The organism is Pseudomonas sp. Sample_14 (genome assembly GCF_004307515.1).
Lineage (GTDB): Bacteria > Pseudomonadota > Gammaproteobacteria > Pseudomonadales > Pseudomonadaceae > Aquipseudomonas > Aquipseudomonas atacamensis.
This window is the reverse complement of the sequence record NZ_RCOC01000096.1, coordinates 162,187-179,141: the sequence shown is the minus strand read 5'-3', so window position 1 is coordinate 179,141 and position 16,955 is coordinate 162,187. Positions and strand designations below refer to the sequence as shown.

Genomic DNA, 16,955 nt, shown 5'->3' with positions numbered 1-16,955 from the left:
AAGGCTCTTCATTAGCGATGGGCGCTAGGTGCGGCTAGTGCACGGGCGGTGGCGACATCCGCATTGATCGCCGTTTTCAATGCCTCCAGAGAGGCGAAGCGCTGCTCTTCACGCAGCTTTTGGTGGAAAACCACCGTCAAACGCCGGTCATACAGATCGCCGGCAAAATCTAACAGATGGACCTCGAGGTGGGCTTTGCCATCTCCTTGCACCGTGGGGCGCACGCCGATATTGGCGACGCCGGGCCAGGTCTTGCCGTCGATGTCGACATTCACCAGATACACCCCGGTAAACGGCACGCGACGACGCTTGAGTTGAATGTTGGCAGTGGGCGTGCCCAGTTGCCGGGCCAGTTTCTGCCCATGCAGCACGCGACCGGCGATGCGGTACGGACGGCCGAGCAAGCGTTCGGCCAGGGCAAAGTCGGCCGCAGCCAAGGCGTTGCGCACCTGCGTGCTGCTGACGCGAATGCCGTCCAGCTCTACGGTTTGCGCCGCTTCGACGGTGAAACCGTGAACCTGCCCGGCCTGCATCAGAAAATCGAAATCGCCGAGGCGGTCGCAACCGAAACGGAAATCGTCACCGACCTCCAGATGCTGCACGCCAAGGCCATCGACCAGAATGGTATCGACGAACTCACTGGCGCTGAGCTTGCTCAGCCGCTGGTTGAACGCCAGGCACAGCACCCGGTCGACGCCTTCAGCGGCCAGCAATTGCAGCTTGTCGCGCAACCGCGCCAGACGTGCCGGTGCGGTATCGGGCGCAAAGAACTCCCGCGGCTGCGGCTCGAAAATCACCACGCAGCTGGGTACGCCCAACTCGAGCGCACGCTCACGCAGCCGGGCCAGGATAGCCTGGTGACCACGGTGAACACCGTCAAAGTTGCCAATAGTGGCGACGCAGCCCCGATGCTGGGGGCGCAAGTTGTGGAGGCCTCGAACCAGCTGCATAACGCGCTTCTTGCTCATAAAGTGGTCGATTATAACCACACCCGACGGCCGACGACAGGCAACACCGTAACGCAAAGTGAACGAGCCGACAAAACCGCCGGCCCGTGCCTGTTTATAAAGACTGAAACCTCAGCTCAAGGCTTTGCGATTGAAGTCGCGCAGGCGGAAACCCAGCAGCAGCAACATACCGAAATACGCCACCACGCCAGCAACCACCAGCGCGCCCAGCCGCAGGAAGCGCTCGAGCATATGCCCCTCATCCCACGCGGGCATGAAATGCATGCAGGCCAGCAACACCGCCGACATCACGGTCACTGCAACGACCAGCTTGAAACCGAATTTGCCCCAGCCCGGTTGCGGTTGATACATCTTTTGCTTGCGCAGCTGATAGAACAGCAGCCCGGCATTCAGGCAAGCACCGGCACTGATCGCCAAGGCAAGGCCGGCATGGGCCAGTGGGCCGATCAACGCCAAGTTGAACAACTGGGTACAGACCAGCGTGAAAATCGCGATTTTCACCGGGGTGCGAATGTTCTGTTGCGCATAAAAGCCCGGCGCCAGCACTTTGATCACGATAATCCCGAGCAGGCCGACAGAATAGGCAATCAGCGCACGCTGGGTCATCTCGGCATCAAAGCCACTGAACTGGCCGTATTGAAACAATGAAACCGTCAGCGGCTCGGCAAGAATCCCCAGTGCCAGCGCGCACGGCAGCACCAGCACAAAGCACAGGCGCAGCCCCCAATCGAGGATTCGCGAATACTCGTGGCGATCCTTGCTGGCGTAGGTCTTGGCCAGCGTTGGCAGCAGAATCGTCCCGAGAGCCACACCCAGCACACCCGACGGCAATTCCATCAAACGGTCGGCGTAATACATCCACGACACCGAACCTGCGACCAGAAACGAGGCGAAGATGGTGTTGATGATCAATGAAATCTGGCTGACCGACACGCCGAGAATCGCCGGCAGCATCTGCTTCATCACCCGCCACACGCCGCTGTCGCGCAGGTTCAGGCGTGGCAGCACGAGCATGCCGATCTTTTTCAGGTGCGGCAGCTGATACAGCAACTGCGCCAGACCGCCGACCAGCACCGCCCAGCCAAGGGCCATGACCGGTGGATCGAAGTACGGCGTGAGGAACAGCGAAAACACGATCATGCTGACGTTGAGCAGAGTCGGCACGAAGGCCGGCACCGAGAAGCGGTTCCAGGTATTCAGGATCGCGCCGGCCAGCGACGACAGCGAGATCAGCAATATATAAGGAAAGGTTACCCGCAACAGATCGGAGGTGAGCTGGAATTTCTCCGGGGTATCGGTAAAACCGGGCGCTGTGGCCCAGATCACCCAGGGCGCGGCGATCATGCCCAGCGCCGTCACCACCGCCAACACCAGCGTCAACAGGCCGGATACATAGGCAATAAAGGTACGCGTCGCCTCTTCGCCCTGCTGGCTTTTGTATTCGGCCAGAATCGGCACGAACGCCTGGGAGAAAGCCCCTTCGGCAAAGATCCGCCGCAGCAGGTTGGGCAGTTTGAACGCAATAAAGAAGGCATCCGTGGCCATCCCGGCGCCGAATGTCCGCGCGATCAGCGTGTCACGAACAAAACCCAGAATCCGGGAAAGCATCGTGATAGAGCTGACGGCGGCCAACGATTTGAGCAGATTCATTGAGAGAGTTTGTGCCTGTCGATAAACAGCAGGCGAACAATGCGCCTACTTGTGCGATACTCCGCGCCGCAACAGCACAGAGCCAAAGCTCGCGAGTTTACAGGTCAAGCGCCGGAAATAAATATCCCGCCTCTTTATACCTACCACTTAGCGGAACGATTCAACTGCCCTTGACAAGACAAGTCTTCATCGGCATGATTCGCGGCCTATTTTGTTTGCTATTTCCTAAAAAGTCTTTCGAGGAGCTCGACGGTGGCCAACTCACCTTCCGCCAAAAAACGTGCAAAACAGGCTGAGAAGCGTCGCAGCCACAACGCCAGCCTGCGTTCCATGGTTCGTACCTACATCAAGAATGTAGTTAAGGCCATCGACGCAAAAGACGCTGAAAAAGCTCAAGCTGCATACGTTCTGGCTGTGCCAGTTATCGACCGTATGGCCGATAAAGGCATCATCCACAAGAACAAGGCTGCTCGTCATAAGAGCCGTCTGAATGGCCACGTCAAAGCGCTGAAAGAAGCCGCTTAATCGACGTAGTCATTAAAAAACCGACCTCAGGGTCGGTTTTTTATTGCCTGTGATTTAACAAGCTACAGGCAAAAAAATGTGGGAGCGAGCCTGCTCGCGAATGCGATCTGCCAGTTGATATTTCTATCGACCGACATGACCTCTTCGCGAGCAGGCTCGCTCCCACAGTTCGGATTGATGACGCTTATTGCTGGACCGGCACCCACGGCAGGATCGGGATGGCCGTGACCGCATTCTGCGGACTGCCCTCGATCAAGCGATCGCTGTAGACCAGGTACACCAGCGTGTTGCGCTTCTTGTCGAGGAAACGCACCACCTGCATGGTCTTGAACACCAGCGAAGTGCGCTCCTTGAACACCTCATCGCCATCCTTCAGCTCACCCTTGAACTTGATCGGCCCGACCTGGCGACAAGCGATCGACGCCTCAGCACGATCCTCGGCCAGACCGAGACCACCCTTCACTCCACCAGTCTTGGCGCGTGACAGGTAGCAGGTCACGCCTTCGACTTTCGGATCGTCGAACGCCTCGACCACGATCCGGTCATTCGGCCCGACAAACTTGAACACCGTCGACACCTGACCGATTTCCTCGGCCGAGGCCAGCAATGGCATGGCCATCAGCAGGCCCAACAATCCTTTCGCTACACGCATCGAATTTTCCTTAGACCAGAATCAGGTTGTCACGGTGAACCAGTTCCGGCTCCGCCATGTAACCGAGCAAACCGACAATCGCATCCGACGACTGACCGATGATTTTTTGCGCTTCCAGGGCGCTGTAATTGGCCAGACCCCGAGCGATCTCCCGACCATCCGGCGCTACGCAGACGACCATCTCACCGCGACGGAAACTGCCTTGAACCAGCTTCACCCCCACCGGCAGCAGACTTTTGTTGCCCTTGGACAACGCCGACACCGCCCCCTCATCCAGCACCAGAGTGCCACGGGTTTGCAGGTGCCCGGCCAGCCACTGCTTGCGCGCCGCGAGCATGCCGCGCTCCGGCGATAGCAGCGTGCCGATGCGCTCGCCCGCCTTGAGACGATCAAGCACGCGCTCAAGGCGCCCGCCGACGATGATGGTATGCGCACCGGAACGCGCTGCCAGGCGCGCCGCGCGCAGCTTGGTCTGCATGCCGCCACGCCCCAGCGCACCGCCGGTACCGCCGGCGACCGCATCAAGCGTCGGATCATCGGCGCGCGCTTCATAAATCAGCTGCGCATCAGGATTGTTGCGCGGATCGGCGTCGAACATGCCGTCGCGATCAGTGAGGATCACCAGCAGATCGGCCTCGACCAGATTGGCCACCAGCGCCGCCAGCGTGTCGTTGTCGCCGAAACGGATTTCATCGGTGACCACAGTGTCGTTTTCGTTGATCACCGGAATGACTTTCAGCTCGACCAGCGCACGCAAGGTACTGCGGGCGTTGAGGTAGCGCTTGCGGTCGGACAGGTCGTCGTGGGTCAGGAGAATCTGCGCAGTGTGCCGGCCATGCTCGGCGAAGCTCGACTCCCACGCCTGCACCAGCCCCATCTGACCGATTGCAGCGGCCGCCTGGAGCTCGTGCATGGCACTGGGTCGCGCGGTCCAGCCCAAGCGACTCATGCCGGCCGCCACCGCCCCGGAGGACACCAGCACCAGCTCGACGCCCGCTTCATGCAACGCCACCATCTGCTCGACCCAGACACTCATTGCCGCGCGATCCAGCCCTTTGCCGTCAGCTGTCAGCAAAGCGCTGCCGATCTTCACGACCCAACGCTGCGCACCTGTCACCTTGCTCCGCATCATCTTCAACCTTAGCTTGAGGGCAGCGCGACCTGGCGCTGCCCGTGACGTTAATCGTGGCGATTGCTGACCAACGATCGATTTCCGGATACTAAAACGCCGCTCGATTGAGCGGCGTTCAAGTTTATCGCAACGGATCAGTCACGCACGTAAATGATTTCCGGACCGTCTTCGTCATCCACATCTTCTTCGTCCCAGTCATCGTCGCCGATGTCATGGACCGACTTCACGCCACTGCGACGCAGGGCACGCTTGTCGTCCAGCGCCTGCAACTGCGCACGGGCTTCGTCTTCGATGCGCTGATCGAGATCGGCCAGCTCTTCCTTGTACGCAGGATCTGCGGCGAGGCGATCGGCACGGTCTTCCATGTAACGCATGATGTCGTGGCACAGACGCTCGGTACCGATCTTGGCGATGGCCGAGATCACGTACACCGGACCGGTCCACTCCAGACGATCGACGATTTCCTTGACCCGAGCATCGTGCTCTTCTTCAAGGATCTGGTCGCACTTGTTCAGCACCAGCCAGCGATCACGCTCGGCCAGCGACGGACTGAACTTGATCAACTCGTTGACGATCACTTCAGCCGCGTCCGGAGCACTGGAATCATCCAGCGGCGCCATGTCGACGAGGTGCAGCAGCAGACGCGTGCGCGCCAGGTGCTTGAGGAAGCGAATGCCCAGGCCAGCACCGTCGGAAGCGCCTTCGATCAGACCCGGAATGTCGGCAATGACGAAGCTCTTCCAGCGATCGACGCTGACCACACCCAGGTTCGGCACCAGCGTGGTGAACGGGTAGTCGGCAACTTTCGGCTTGGCCGCCGAGACCGAACGGATAAAGGTACTTTTACCGGCGTTCGGCAAGCCCAGCAGACCGACGTCGGCCAGCACTTTCATTTCCAGTTTCAGGTCGCGCTGCTCGCCCGGCTTGCCCGGCGTGGTCTGACGCGGTGCACGGTTGGTACTGGATTTGAAACGGGTGTTGCCCAGACCGTGCCAGCCGCCCTGCACTACCATCAGTTTCTGACCGGCCTTGGTCAGGTCGCCGATGACTTCCTGAGTGGCAGAGTCGATCACGGTGGTGCCGACCGGCACGCGCAGGATCAGGTCTTCGCCCTTCTTGCCGGTGCAGTCGGTGCTGCCACCGTTGGAGCCACGCTCGGCATCGAAGTGACGGGTGTAACGGTAGTCGACCAGGGTGTTGAGGTTTTCGTCGGCCATCATGTAGATGGAACCGCCGTCACCACCATCACCGCCGTTCGGGCCGCCGTTTTCAATGAATTTTTCCCGGCGGAAACTCATGGCACCGTTGCCACCGTCACCGGCCTTTACGCGAATCGATACTTCATCAACAAACTTCATAACCAACGCCTCTCGCCGTACGGACGAGCCGAAAAACAATCAAGACATAAGACTCTTGCAAAAATGAGCGCAGCGACCCCAAGACACGACCTGCATCGCACGCCGACAGCCCATACAAACAGCTTTGCAAGAGACTCACCCCACAAACGAAAAAGCCCCGTCGCAAGACAGGGCTTCTCCAGCGATCTCGCGATTAAGCCGCGATTACGCTCACGTAACGACGACCGAAGGCGCCCTTTACTTCGAACTTGATCACGCCTTCGATTTTAGCGAAGAGAGTGTGATCCTTGCCCATGCCAACGCCGTAGCCAGCGTGGAATTGGGTGCCGCGCTGACGCACGATGATGTTGCCGGCCTTGATGACCTGGCCGCCATACATCTTCACGCCAAGGCGTTTGGCTTCTGAGTCGCGACCGTTACGGGTACTACCACCAGCTTTTTTGTGTGCCATGAGTTCAATTCTCCTAGTGAGGAATTAGGCTGTAATTAAGCCTGAATACCGGTGATTTTGATCTCGGTGAACCACTGGCGGTGGCCCATACGCTTCATGTGGTGCTTACGGCGACGGAACTTGATGATGCGGACTTTATCGTGACGACCTTGGGAGATCACTTCAGCCTTGACGGTTGCGCCAGCAACAACTGGTGCGCCGATGTTCACGTCGTCGCCGTTGGCGACCAGCAGAACGCGATCAAAAGTCACGGATTCGCCAGTAGCGATTTCCAGTTTTTCGATCTTCAGGTATTCACCTTCAGCGACCTTGTATTGCTTACCGCCGGTAACGATTACTGCGTACATGGTATTTCTCCGATAATCCTGCTCACCCAGCTCTTTATAAGAAGAGGTATTGGCTGGCATGGCTGCATGGGGCTGGAACGGCCCAAGTGCAATTGCGTAAGGCAGGTGCTGCCCAGGAAGTTCAGGGTGCGCGATTGTACGCAAGCAATCTGCCTCGCGCAAGTGGCCGTCCATCGCGCCTTGACAGGTCTGGACGGGGGTCCTAGCATGCCGCGCAACCCTTCTGGAGCGACTCTCGCTGATGCAACCCCAAGCTTTCTACCGCGCGGTGGCGGACGATTTTAGCGCCGTCGACGGCATCATCAAGAAGCAGCTGACGTCTCGAGTGCCGCTGGTATCGAAAATCGGCGATTACATCACGTCGGCCGGCGGCAAACGCCTGCGTCCTTTATTAGTGTTGCTGTGTGGCAAGGCCCTGGGTCGCGAAGGCGACGACATGCGCCTGCTGGCCGCCACCATCGAATTCCTGCACACCGCGACCCTGCTGCATGACGACGTCGTCGACATGTCCGGCATGCGCCGTGGCCGCTCGACCGCCAACGCCATGTGGGGCAATGCCCCGAGCGTGCTGGTCGGCGACTTCCTGTATTCGCGCTCGTTCGAAATGATGGTCGAACTGGGCTCGATGCCGGTGATGAAGATTCTCTCCCAGGCCACACGCATCATCGCTGAAGGTGAAGTGTTGCAGCTGTCCAAGGTGCGTGACGCCAGCACCAGCGAAGAAACCTACATGGAAGTCATCCGCGGCAAGACCGCGATGCTCTTCGAAGCCTCGACCCACAGCGCCGCCGCGCTCGCCGGCGCGACCGCCGAACAGAGCGAAGCCCTGCGCACGTTCGGCGATCACTTGGGTGTGGCGTTCCAGCTGGTTGATGACCTGCTCGACTATAAAGGCGACGCGGAAACCCTGGGCAAGAACGTCGGCGACGATCTGGCCGAAGGCAAACCGACCCTGCCGCTGATCTACACCATGCGCGAAGGCACGGCCGAACAGGCGGCACTGGTGCGTCAGGCGATCCAGAAAGGCGGGATCGAAGACCTCGAAAGCATCCGCATCGCCGTCGAAGCGTCCGGCTCGCTGGAGTACACCGCGCAACTGGCCCGCGATTACGTGGCCCGTGCGATCAAGTGCCTCGAGGCGCTGCCGGCCAGCGAATACCGCGATGCGCTGGTGGAACTGAGCGAGTTCGCGGTAGCCCGCACGCACTGATTCATCCCCTGTGGGAGCGAGCCTGCTCGCGAAAGCAATCTGCCAATCGACTCAATGTTGACTGACACAGCGCTTTCGCGAGCAGGCTCGCTCCCACAGTTGTTTCTGCGCTATGCCCTCCTCCGCGTAAAACCCTATACAATGTGCGCCCTTTAGTCCTCCTGATACCCAAGGAACCTTAGTGAGCACGTTGCCACCCTGCCCGAAATGCAATTCCGAATACACCTACGAAGACGGCACCCAACTGGTCTGCCCCGAGTGCGCCCACGAGTGGTCTGCCAGCGGCGAAGCCGAAGTGGCGGCTGATGATGCCGTGAAGAAGGATTCGGTCGGCAACGTCCTGCAGGACGGCGACACCATCACCGTGATCAAGGACCTCAAGGTCAAAGGCACGTCGCTGGTGGTCAAGGTCGGCACCAAGGTCAAGAACATCCGCCTGTGCGATGGCGATCACGACATCGACTGCAAGATCGACGGCATCGGTCCGATGAAGCTCAAATCCGAGTTCGTCAGAAAAGTCTGAGCCTTGCGTCATCCATCCTGCGCCAGCCGTGGGATGGAGCTTTGCCCTCCCCGCTTCGGCTCAATGAATCCGCGCATGGCCATCAGCCAGTCATTTTGACCTGACACAACCTTTACCCGGAAAACTCCACGATCCGCCAATAGGCACTTGCCATTTGATGAATAAGAATTATTCTCATTGAAACCTTTCAAGGAGATGAACCCCATGACTTATTTGATCGACGCCTGGCTGGATCGCCCACACCCTTACCTCAGAATCCTCCATCGGGAAACCGGCGAAGTCTGTGCGGTGCTTGAAGAAGAAGCCTTGCATGAGCTGCAGGATCAAGGCGATCTGGACGTCAGCAGCCTCAATTCCAGCGAGCCGCTGGTGCTCAAGGAGCTGGTGCGCAATCTGTTCCTGTTCTGCTATGCCCGGGCGTTGCGCCCGACCAATGAGCTGCACAACAAGATCGAAATATGAAACGCGGTCAAAACTGTAGGAGTGAGCCTGCTCGCGATAGCGGTGTGTCAGATAGCCAATCAACAACTGACACACCGCGTTCGCGAGCAGGCTCACTCCTACATTGGCCTGCCATCAAGCAGGCTCGGTATTACAGAACGTCGAGCAGCTCGACGTCGAATACCAGAACGCTGTGCGGCGGGATGCTGCCCACGCCTTGTGCGCCGTAAGCCAGTTCGCTCGGCACGTACAGGCGCCATTTGCTGCCGGCATTCATCAGTTGCAGGGCTTCGGTCCAGCCGGCGATCACGCCGCCAACCGGGAATTCTGCAGGCTGGCCGCGCTCGTAGGAGCTGTCGAACACAGTGCCGTCGATCAGGGTGCCGTGGTAGTGCGTACGCACCTGGTCTTCACGGGTCGGCTTGGCGCCGTCGCCCTGAGTCAGCACTTCGAATTGCAGGCCGGAAGCCAGGGTGGTGATGCCGTCACGCTTGGCGTTTTCGGCGAGGAAGGCCAGGCCTTCGCCAGCCGCGGCTTCAGCCTTGGCAGCTGCTTCGGCTTGCATGATCTCGCGGATCACTTTGAAGCTGGCGGACATTTCTTCCTGGCCAACACGGCTTGGCTTGCCGGCGAAAGCGTCGGTCAGACCGGCCAGGATCGCGTCCAGGCTGACACCCGGTGGCGGGTTGTCGCGCAGCTGGTCGCCGAGTTGACGGCCGATACCGTAGCTGACGCGGGTTTCGTCGGTGGACAGATTAACTTCGGACATGACACTGCTCCGCTGTGCGGACGGCCACAGGACTTGCCGTGCGTGCACAGCGCGTCCCGGCGCGCCCGGAACCAAAAGGGCGAGCAGACTAGCACAGATACCCCGGACTTGGGGCCGAGGCTACAGGGCCGAGCGCCAGGCGAGCGGCACTTTCAGGCTTTCATCGAGGTCAGCGACCAGCCCGCACATTTCGTCATGGACTGAGGTGTGCACAAGATTGAAGGGCAGTACCGGAAAGGCATGCAGGAGATCCCGCGCGTGCTCCACTGAGCGCAGCGTCAGCATATTGCCCTTGAGATCGCTCAACGGATACGCCGTCCCATGCATCCTCGCTTCCAACAGGTAAATGCCTCCTTCCATGGAGATCAGGTTCAACTCGTCGACCTTCCTGGCAACAGCAAACGCGTTCAACTCTTGCAGGTTCATGGAAGCACCTCACACCGTGGCGAATCGCACCGTTACAGGCATAGGCCGCTGCGCTTGAAAGCACAAGCCACAAACGAAACCGCCCGTCTGTTTCGCAACAGACGGGCGGTTTTTTTGCCTTGATCGGCTGATCAGTGCTTGGTGACCTTGTCCAGGTAACCCATGGCAAACGCGGACACCACAAAAGTCATGTGAATGATCACGTACCACATCAGATGCTCAGGATCGACGTTCTTGGCATCCATGAAGATGCGCAGCAGGTGGATCGAAGAAATCGCCACGATCGACGCCGCGACTTTCATCTTCAGCGACGACGAGTCCATGGTGCCCAGCCAGCTGAGCTTCTCTTTGCCTTCGTCGATGTCCAGTTGCGAGACGAAGTTCTCGTAGCCGGAAATCATCACCATCACCAGCAGACCGCCCACCAGCGCCATGTCGATCAGCGACAGCAGCACCAGAATCAGATCCGATTCAGCCATGGCGAAGACGTTGGGCAGGATATGGATGATTTCCTGGAAGAACTTCAATGCCAGCGCCAGCAGACCGAGGGACAGGCCGATGTAGATCGGCGCCAGCAGCCAGCGGGTGGCGTACATTGCATTTTCGATAAAGCGTTCCATTGACTCTCACACAAGGGGCTGGAAATGGCGGCGAGTATAACAGCCCGCTGTGACAGCCAGAAACCGCCGGAAAATCCGCCACCTGCGTGTGTGTGACAAAGTTTTTCTGCTAGTGTCCAAAGCATTGACAGCCCAATGACAGTGGACAGGACGCGTGGAAATGGATGTGCGATCAGCCTTGACGACTGCCGGAATCTGCCTCGCCTTGCTCATCGGCGGTTGCTCGCCCGGCGATGAAAAACAAGTCGCCAACCTCGACGAAAAGACCGCCACCTTCGAACAGTCACTGGACACGATCAGCGATCCCAAGCTCAAGGACGCCATCACCGAACTCGGCGGTTCGCTGCTGTTGCTCGAACGCGCCCGGCTCAAGCTTGACGACATCACCCCGCATACCGAATACGGCGCCGACGCCCTCGCCGTGCTCAAGCACTACCCTACCCCGCAAGCGCTGGTCGATACCTTCATCGACGGCCTGTTCGTGCTGCACAAGGACGCCAGCTCGGATTACCTCACCGATCTGCAGCCGGTATTCCCGTTCAACCTGAACATTCCCGGCGGTTTCCTGTTCCCGCACGGCATCGAGTGGCACTCGGTGACGCTGAGCAACAAACGCGTGATCGCCTGGCAGCCGGAGTGGTCGGAAACCGATCCAGGCATTCAGCTCAGCCCGTCCAGCTCCAACGTGACCAACCCCGATGACCTGACGGTGACCTACCCGTTCATCGATGGCCTGAACGTCGACAAGAAAAGCCTGCCGCAACCGGTCAGCCTGCAAGGCCAGGTCGAGGTCATCGCGCCGCGTCGCCTGTACAGCTTTGACCTGACGCAGAAAGACGTCGGCCAGACCCGCAGCAACGACAATCTCAGCGTCAAACTGCTCAAGCTGGAAAAAAACTACGCCGAGGTCGAAGTCAGCAACAACCTGCCGCTGGCGGCAGAAGTCGCCGAAACCCGGATCAATCCGCTGATCGTCCAGGCCCGCGACGCCAGTGGCCAATACCTGGTGCGCGCTGGCTCGATCAACGAAAGCCCGGAACAGGTCGCGTTCTACCAGAAACAACTGGCGCAGTTACAAAAGCAAAAGAGCTGGAGCGACACCCTGGAAAAACAGCTCAGCGACGACCAGCAAGCCTTCGAGAAAGACCACCCGCGCCGCTACAACAAGGTGTATTTCCACGGTCCGATCGACACACTGGAAGTCAGCGTGCTCGACTTCTCCTCGGCAACGGTGACGCGCAAATCCCTGGATCTGCCGGTGCGCACCTTCAATCCGCACACCACGGCCAAAGCCGTGCAGCCGCTGGACCTGCCAGTTGTGGTGTATGACGATCTCGCCGCCAACTGGCTCAAAGGCGCGGACCTGACCGAGGAACAATTGAAGGCCGGCGTGCGCATTCATCAATCGGTTGAAGAGCCGAGCGCGGCACGTATCGAGTTTTCCCACCGCCGCACCTTCAATGACGAATTGCTTGGCGACGAACTCAACCCCGGCGTCAGCCCGGTGACTTTCTTCACGGAAAAGCGCGGCGGCAAACTCGACGAGCCGATCGAACTGCCGCCCGAGGCGTACCAGGTCGATCCGCTGCAAGCGACGATTACTTATGATCTGAACCTGTTTCCGGAAACCCCGGCGATTGCCGTGGGCTCGATGCCGTTGTTCCTGGCGACTGTGGCCAAGCAATCCTACGACGCGCAGTCATTGCCCAAAGGCCTGGCGATCAAGGACAACACGCTGGTGGTCGACCTGAAAACCTTCCCGGCCAACGAATGGCGTTTCTTCGTCAAGGACGACAGTGGCCATTACCTCAAGCAGATTCTTTCGGTCAGCCACGACGCCAGCACCGAAGGCCCGGCGCTACTGGGCGTGCACTACTTTTATGGTCGCCCGACTCGCGTGGAAACCTATCAGCGCACCGACCTCGCCACCGTGCAATACGGCTTTGAGGTCAAGCTCGACAACGCGCCGGTGGACCAGACAGCGCCTTAACCGTTGAGGCTGCGCCCACGACCGCCGTTGATCTGCCGCAACTGCGCTTGCAGATGCAAGCTCCAGATCTGCGGATCATCGGCCAGTTCGTAACCATGCAAGGTCAGGCTTTCAACGATGGTGTCGAGAATCGACTCGGCCGCCACCGGGCCGTGGAACGGGCCTTGGGCTTTGATCGCGGAAGGTTGTTCGCCGGCCATGCCGGCCGCGAAGAGCAGCGTCCACATGCCGTTGTCGCCGGCCAGCGGCTTGACGGCGCATTCGATCCGGGTCACCAGACCCAGGCATTGACGGGTGAGACAGAGGTTGCGCGACATGGCGGCGACCCTCGGTAAAGCCGGTATTCAGCCCCCACGGGAGGACTGGCTCGATCCAGTGATACTGTCGATATCCTTGACCTGAGAATAGAAGAAAAGTGTCCCGCGCAAGCCAAATGGAACCAGAAGGCGCCGAATGGTCATTGTGTGAATATTGGCGTCAGAGTAGTGGCACATTCCCCGAAGATCCCCGCAGAGATCAATCTGGAAAAGCACTGTGGGAGCGAGCCTGCTCGCGAAGACGATGGATCAGCCAACTCATTCGTCGACTGATACAGCGCTTTCGCGAGCAGGCTCGCTCCCACAGGGTCTGGCGTGAACTGATCAGGCCGGTTTGGCTTCGGCGAGGGCCTCCTGCGCCAGTTCCTTCTCAGCCTCTTTCAAGTCCTCTTCGCTGATCATCTCGGCGATATCGCGCAGGCGCTCGACCACTCGCGCATTGATGCTGCCTTCGGGGAATTCGCCATCGGCGTTCGGCTCCCCGGCCGGCTCACCCACCAGCAGGCTCAGCGCCTCATCGGCCTGACGCACCGCATACACGTGGAACTGGCCGGCGCGCACGGCGGCGAGGACTTTCTCATCGAGCATCAGCGTGGCGACGTTGGCCTGGGGAATGATTGCGCCTTGTTCGCCGGTCAGGCCGCGTGCTTCGCAGAGGCGGAAGAAGCCTTCGATCTTCTCGTTGACCCCGCCGACTGCCTGCACCTCGCCGAACTGGTTGATCGAACCGGTGATGGCAAAACATTGCTTGAGCGGGGTTTTCGACAGTGCCGAAATCAGCGTGCACGCCTCGCCCAGCGATGCGCTGTCGCCGTCGACGTAACCGTACGACTGCTCGAGCGCAATGCTCGCCGAGATCGCCAGCGGGAATTCCTGGGCGTAACGGCTGCCCAGATAACCGGTGAGGATCATCACGCCTTTGGAGTGAATCGGCTGGCCGAGGTTGACCTCACGCTCGATGTCGACGATGCCGCTGCCGCCCGGGTAGACCGTGGCGGAAATCCGCGCCGGCACGCCGAACGCCGAATCGCCGACCTCCAGCACTGTCAGCCCGTTGCACTTGCCGACCGCCGCACCGTCAGTGTCGATGAGGATAATTCCGGCGAGCATGTCGTCGAGAATCCGCGCCGAGACGCGCCCGGTGCGGGTGGCCTTGGCTTTCAGGGCGCGTTCGATATGGCCTGCGTCGGTCATTTCATCGCCGGCCAGATGGCGAATGAAATCCGCCTCGCTGACCAGTTGGAACAGATCACCAATGCGCGCCGACAAGCGCCCCTGATGCTCGGCCAGCCGTGCGCTGTAGGTCGCCAGTCGTGCCACCGCATCGGCGGTCAGCGGCGCCATGCCTTCTTCCGAAGTACGGGTTTTCAGGAGCTGGGCGAACTGCTCGAGGCTTTCGTCGACCATCGGGATGTCTTCGTCGAAGTCGACCAGAACGCGGAACATCTCCTGGAAGTCCGGATCGAGATCCTGCAGCGTGTAATACAGCTGCCGCGCACCGATGATGATGACTTTGACCTGCAGCGGAATGTGCTGCGGGTTCAGGGTCATGGTGGCGAAGCGGCCCATCTCGCCCAGCGGCGATTCCATTTTCAGTTTGCGCGATTGCAGGGCGCGTTTGAGCGCATCCCACACGAACGGCTCGCTGAGCATTTTCTCCGCTTCGAGAATCAGGAAACCGCCATTGGCGCGGTGCAGCGCACCCGGACGCAACTGCCGGTAAGTGGTGTAGAGCGCGCCCTGATCGGTGGTGTACTCGATGCGGCCGAACAGGTTTTCGTAGGTCGGATGCGGTTCGAACACCACCGGTGCACCGCCGCTGGCCGGATGCCCGACCACCAGGCTCGGTGCGTATTGTTCTTCCAGCAACTTGCGCGCGACGGCGTCGGTCTTGCTGTCGTCAACCAGTTGCTCGACCACGGTTTTCAGCAGATACACCTGCATCGCTTGCAGGTAACCGCAGACCCCGGCGTTCTCCGCGTACTTCTCCGACAGCGGCGCCAGCAACGGCTGCAAGGCCAGGGTGATGGTTTCTTCGTTGAGCGAACGCAGTTGATTGTTCGACTCGCGCTTCCACTGCGGCAGGCTGGCGAGTTCTTCGTTCAGGCGCTCTTCGAGGCCGGAAATGTCATCGTGAAAACGCTCGCGCTCGGCTTCCGGCAACTGCGCGAATTCGGCTTCGTCCAGGGCCTTGCCGTCGAGCATCGGCGTGAAGGCGATATTGCTGCTGTCGCGGTACAGGGCGACGTCTTTTTCCAGGGCCAGCCGCTCGATGATGTCCAGCGCCTTGTCGTAGCGCTGGTTGAAGGCACGGTCGATGGCGCTTTTTTTCTGCTGGTAAGACGGGTGTTCGAAAACCGCCGGAAAAGTCGCCAGCAGGTTGTCGATCAGGCCGTTGATGTCACCGATGAACGAGGCCGCCGTGCCCGATGGCAGCTCCAGTGCACGTGGTTCGCGCGGCTCATCGAAGTTGTTGACGTAGACCCAGTCCGCCGGGGTCTGCAGGCGCTTGCCTTCGGCTTTCAGGTAGCGTTTGACGAACGAGAAACGGCCGGTGCCGGGCTCGCCCATGACGAATACGTTGTAACCGGGGCGTGGCATCGCCACACCGAACTGCAAGGCTTCGACCGCGCGTTCCTGGCCGAGCACACCGCGAAAGGGCTCCAGATCATTGGTGCTGGTGAAGCTGAACTGTTCAGCGGAAAACGGACGAGTCAGCGCTTCGGGCGCAAGACGCAGGCTGGCAGCGACAGGATCAGGCATCGGGCTTCCTTAACAATCAGGCGGGGCAGGTAGCGGCATTCTGGCGCTGCCCGTGCCCCACTGGCAAGGCGCGCCACATGACAAAGCATAGACAAGCGCGCGGCCGGCCGACGCGTCCCGATAAATCAGAGGTTTATTCCAAATATTTTGCAAAAAGTCACGGAACCGCTGGAACGTGCCTAAACTCCAAACTGCGCGGCTGGAACTAATACCGGCCCACTGACACTTTCGGCTTTGTCCTCGGGCAGAGCACGAAGGGCCAGAACCCTGTCCATTGGTATGCACATAAAGAGAACAAAGCTATGAAACGGATTCTTCTCGGTACTCTCTTCACCGCTGTATCCATCAACGCAATGGCGCAAGCCCCGGGCGGCCCGGATTGCGGTTGGGGCAACATGCTGTTCGAAGGTCAGCGTGGCACCCCGGCGCACTTCCTTGCTTCCACCACCAACGGCACTTCCGGTAACGCTACCTTCGGTATGACCTCCGGCACCAACGGCTGCTCGACCAACGCGTCCCTGACTTATGGCGGCAAATCCTGGTTCGCCATGAATGGCATGATGAACGAGCTGTCCGAAGACATGGCCAAAGGCAATGGCGAAGCGCTGACCACTTATGCCGTGGTCCTGGGCGTAGCACCGGAAGATCGTGCGCACTTCGCGCAAGTCACCCACGAGCACTTCCAGCAGATCTTCAGCAAAGCTGACGTGACCGCTGAAGACGTGCATACCAACACCCTGGCAGTACTGAAATCGGACCCACGTCTGGCCAAGTACGCAACTCAGGCTTAAGCTCGACCCCGCCCGCTTCCTT

The 16,955-nt window shown here is 59.7% G+C and carries 18 protein-coding genes; 6 read left to right on the top strand and 12 right to left on the bottom strand.

What is annotated here, in order from left to right:
- Positions 1 to 11: 11 nt before the first annotated feature.
- A complete protein-coding gene (gene ribF / locus D8U61_RS25250) occupies positions 12 to 950 on the bottom strand; it encodes a bifunctional riboflavin kinase/FAD synthetase (protein WP_016773125.1) in 939 nt (312 codons plus the stop codon).
- A 129-nt stretch (positions 951 to 1,079) separates the two neighbouring features.
- The gene (murJ, locus tag D8U61_RS25245; protein WP_130902281.1) at positions 1,080 to 2,618 is read right to left on the bottom strand and encodes a murein biosynthesis integral membrane protein MurJ; all 1,539 of its coding nucleotides are present in this window, start codon (positions 2,616 to 2,618) and stop codon (positions 1,080 to 1,082) included.
- 252 nt (positions 2,619 to 2,870) lie between these two features.
- Between murJ and rpsT the strand changes: the two genes are divergently transcribed.
- Positions 2,871 to 3,143 (top strand): 30S ribosomal protein S20, encoded by a 273-nt coding sequence (gene rpsT, locus D8U61_RS25235; protein ID WP_003228351.1) that lies wholly within the window; start codon positions 2,871 to 2,873, stop codon positions 3,141 to 3,143.
- A gap of 184 nt (positions 3,144 to 3,327) precedes the next feature.
- On the opposite strand, the gene D8U61_RS25230 is transcribed toward rpsT, so the two are convergent.
- From D8U61_RS25230 to rplU, 5 genes are all read right to left on the bottom strand, one after another.
- Entirely contained in the window at positions 3,328 to 3,795 is a 468-nt protein-coding gene (locus D8U61_RS25230) for a CreA family protein (RefSeq protein ID WP_039761698.1), read from the bottom strand.
- A gap of 10 nt (positions 3,796 to 3,805) precedes the next feature.
- On the bottom strand, positions 3,806 to 4,924 hold the full coding sequence (proB, locus tag D8U61_RS25225; protein ID WP_039761700.1) for a glutamate 5-kinase: 1,119 nt from the start codon (positions 4,922 to 4,924) through the stop codon (positions 3,806 to 3,808).
- 137 nt (positions 4,925 to 5,061) lie between these two features.
- On the bottom strand, positions 5,062 to 6,285 hold the full coding sequence (gene cgtA / locus D8U61_RS25220) for an Obg family GTPase CgtA (protein WP_016773122.1): 1,224 nt from the start codon (positions 6,283 to 6,285) through the stop codon (positions 5,062 to 5,064).
- A gap of 193 nt (positions 6,286 to 6,478) precedes the next feature.
- Entirely contained in the window at positions 6,479 to 6,736 is a 258-nt protein-coding gene (gene rpmA / locus D8U61_RS25215) for a 50S ribosomal protein L27 (RefSeq protein WP_016773121.1), read from the bottom strand.
- 35 nt (positions 6,737 to 6,771) lie between these two features.
- Positions 6,772 to 7,083: a 50S ribosomal protein L21 gene (gene rplU / locus D8U61_RS25210; RefSeq protein ID WP_007924746.1), complete on the bottom strand. Its 312-nt coding sequence runs from the start codon at positions 7,081 to 7,083 to the stop codon at positions 6,772 to 6,774.
- A gap of 241 nt (positions 7,084 to 7,324) precedes the next feature.
- On the opposite strand from rplU, the gene D8U61_RS25205 reads away from it, so the two are divergent.
- The 3 genes from D8U61_RS25205 (at position 7,325) to D8U61_RS25195 (ending at position 9,278) form a co-directional block, all read left to right on the top strand.
- On the top strand, positions 7,325 to 8,293 hold the full coding sequence (locus D8U61_RS25205; RefSeq protein ID WP_016773120.1) for a polyprenyl synthetase family protein: 969 nt from the start codon (positions 7,325 to 7,327) through the stop codon (positions 8,291 to 8,293).
- Positions 8,294 to 8,474: 181 nt separating this feature from the next.
- Positions 8,475 to 8,816: a zinc ribbon domain-containing protein YjdM gene (locus D8U61_RS25200; RefSeq protein ID WP_016773119.1), complete on the top strand. Its 342-nt coding sequence runs from the start codon at positions 8,475 to 8,477 to the stop codon at positions 8,814 to 8,816.
- A 204-nt stretch (positions 8,817 to 9,020) separates the two neighbouring features.
- A complete protein-coding gene (locus D8U61_RS25195) occupies positions 9,021 to 9,278 on the top strand; it encodes a hypothetical protein (protein WP_016773118.1) in 258 nt (85 codons plus the stop codon).
- 130 nt (positions 9,279 to 9,408) lie between these two features.
- Here the strand turns inward: D8U61_RS25195 and D8U61_RS25185 are convergent, their stop codons facing one another.
- The 3 genes from D8U61_RS25185 to D8U61_RS25175 form a co-directional block, all read right to left on the bottom strand.
- Positions 9,409 to 10,026 carry an FKBP-type peptidyl-prolyl cis-trans isomerase gene (locus tag D8U61_RS25185; RefSeq protein ID WP_016773117.1) on the bottom strand — a complete coding sequence of 206 codons (618 nt, stop codon included), beginning with the start codon at positions 10,024 to 10,026 and terminating at the stop codon, positions 9,409 to 9,411.
- Between the two features lie 120 nt (positions 10,027 to 10,146).
- A complete protein-coding gene (locus tag D8U61_RS25180) occupies positions 10,147 to 10,452 on the bottom strand; it encodes a DUF6482 family protein (protein WP_024014365.1) in 306 nt (101 codons plus the stop codon).
- 131 nt (positions 10,453 to 10,583) lie between these two features.
- Complete coding sequence (locus tag D8U61_RS25175; RefSeq protein ID WP_016773116.1) at positions 10,584 to 11,072, bottom strand: TIGR00645 family protein; 489 nt, start codon at positions 11,070 to 11,072, stop codon at positions 10,584 to 10,586.
- Between the two features lie 160 nt (positions 11,073 to 11,232).
- Between D8U61_RS25175 and D8U61_RS25170 the strand changes: the two genes are divergently transcribed.
- Positions 11,233 to 13,062 carry a hypothetical protein gene (locus D8U61_RS25170; RefSeq protein ID WP_130927859.1) on the top strand — a complete coding sequence of 610 codons (1,830 nt, stop codon included), beginning with the start codon at positions 11,233 to 11,235 and terminating at the stop codon, positions 13,060 to 13,062.
- Here the strand turns inward: D8U61_RS25170 and D8U61_RS25165 are convergent.
- Positions 13,059 to 13,379, bottom strand: coding sequence for a hypothetical protein (locus tag D8U61_RS25165; protein WP_016773114.1), 321 nt, complete (start codon positions 13,377 to 13,379; stop codon positions 13,059 to 13,061). The two genes, D8U61_RS25170 and D8U61_RS25165, sit on opposite strands and share 4 nt — an antisense overlap.
- 324 nt (positions 13,380 to 13,703) lie before the next feature.
- Entirely contained in the window at positions 13,704 to 16,142 is a 2,439-nt protein-coding gene (locus D8U61_RS25155; protein ID WP_024014367.1) for an ATP-binding protein, read from the bottom strand.
- A gap of 302 nt (positions 16,143 to 16,444) precedes the next feature.
- Between D8U61_RS25155 and D8U61_RS25150 the strand changes: the two genes are divergently transcribed.
- Positions 16,445 to 16,933: a DUF3015 domain-containing protein gene (locus D8U61_RS25150; RefSeq protein ID WP_016773112.1), complete on the top strand. Its 489-nt coding sequence runs from the start codon at positions 16,445 to 16,447 to the stop codon at positions 16,931 to 16,933.
- The last annotated feature ends 22 nt before the right edge of the window (positions 16,934 to 16,955 follow it).

Excerpts from the sequence above, each read along its gene's own strand:
- D8U61_RS25230 (WP_039761698.1), bottom strand. The coding sequence starts at position 3,795 with ATGCGTGTAGCGAAAGGATTGTTGGGCCTGCTGATGGCCATGCCATTG.
- D8U61_RS25205 (WP_016773120.1), top strand. The coding sequence starts at position 7,325 with ATGCAACCCCAAGCTTTCTACCGCGCGGTGGCGGACGATTTTAGCGCC.
- D8U61_RS25155 (WP_024014367.1), bottom strand. The coding sequence starts at position 16,142 with ATGCCTGATCCTGTCGCTGCCAGCCTGCGTCTTGCGCCCGAAGCGCTG.
- D8U61_RS25185 (WP_016773117.1), bottom strand. The coding sequence starts at position 10,026 with ATGTCCGAAGTTAATCTGTCCACCGACGAAACCCGCGTCAGCTACGGT.
- D8U61_RS25195 (WP_016773118.1), top strand. The coding sequence starts at position 9,021 with ATGACTTATTTGATCGACGCCTGGCTGGATCGCCCACACCCTTACCTC.
- cgtA (WP_016773122.1), bottom strand. The coding sequence starts at position 6,285 with ATGAAGTTTGTTGATGAAGTATCGATTCGCGTAAAGGCCGGTGACGGT.
- D8U61_RS25165 (WP_016773114.1), bottom strand. The coding sequence starts at position 13,379 with ATGTCGCGCAACCTCTGTCTCACCCGTCAATGCCTGGGTCTGGTGACC.
- rplU (WP_007924746.1), bottom strand. The coding sequence starts at position 7,083 with ATGTACGCAGTAATCGTTACCGGCGGTAAGCAATACAAGGTCGCTGAA.
- rpmA (WP_016773121.1), bottom strand. The coding sequence starts at position 6,736 with ATGGCACACAAAAAAGCTGGTGGTAGTACCCGTAACGGTCGCGACTCA.
- D8U61_RS25170 (WP_130927859.1), top strand. The coding sequence starts at position 11,233 with ATGGATGTGCGATCAGCCTTGACGACTGCCGGAATCTGCCTCGCCTTG.
- D8U61_RS25175 (WP_016773116.1), bottom strand. The coding sequence starts at position 11,072 with ATGGAACGCTTTATCGAAAATGCAATGTACGCCACCCGCTGGCTGCTG.
- proB (WP_039761700.1), bottom strand. The coding sequence starts at position 4,924 with ATGCGGAGCAAGGTGACAGGTGCGCAGCGTTGGGTCGTGAAGATCGGC.
- D8U61_RS25150 (WP_016773112.1), top strand. The coding sequence starts at position 16,445 with ATGAAACGGATTCTTCTCGGTACTCTCTTCACCGCTGTATCCATCAAC.
- D8U61_RS25180 (WP_024014365.1), bottom strand. The coding sequence starts at position 10,452 with ATGAACCTGCAAGAGTTGAACGCGTTTGCTGTTGCCAGGAAGGTCGAC.
- murJ (WP_130902281.1), bottom strand. The coding sequence starts at position 2,618 with ATGAATCTGCTCAAATCGTTGGCCGCCGTCAGCTCTATCACGATGCTT.
- ribF (WP_016773125.1), bottom strand. The coding sequence starts at position 950 with ATGCAGCTGGTTCGAGGCCTCCACAACTTGCGCCCCCAGCATCGGGGC.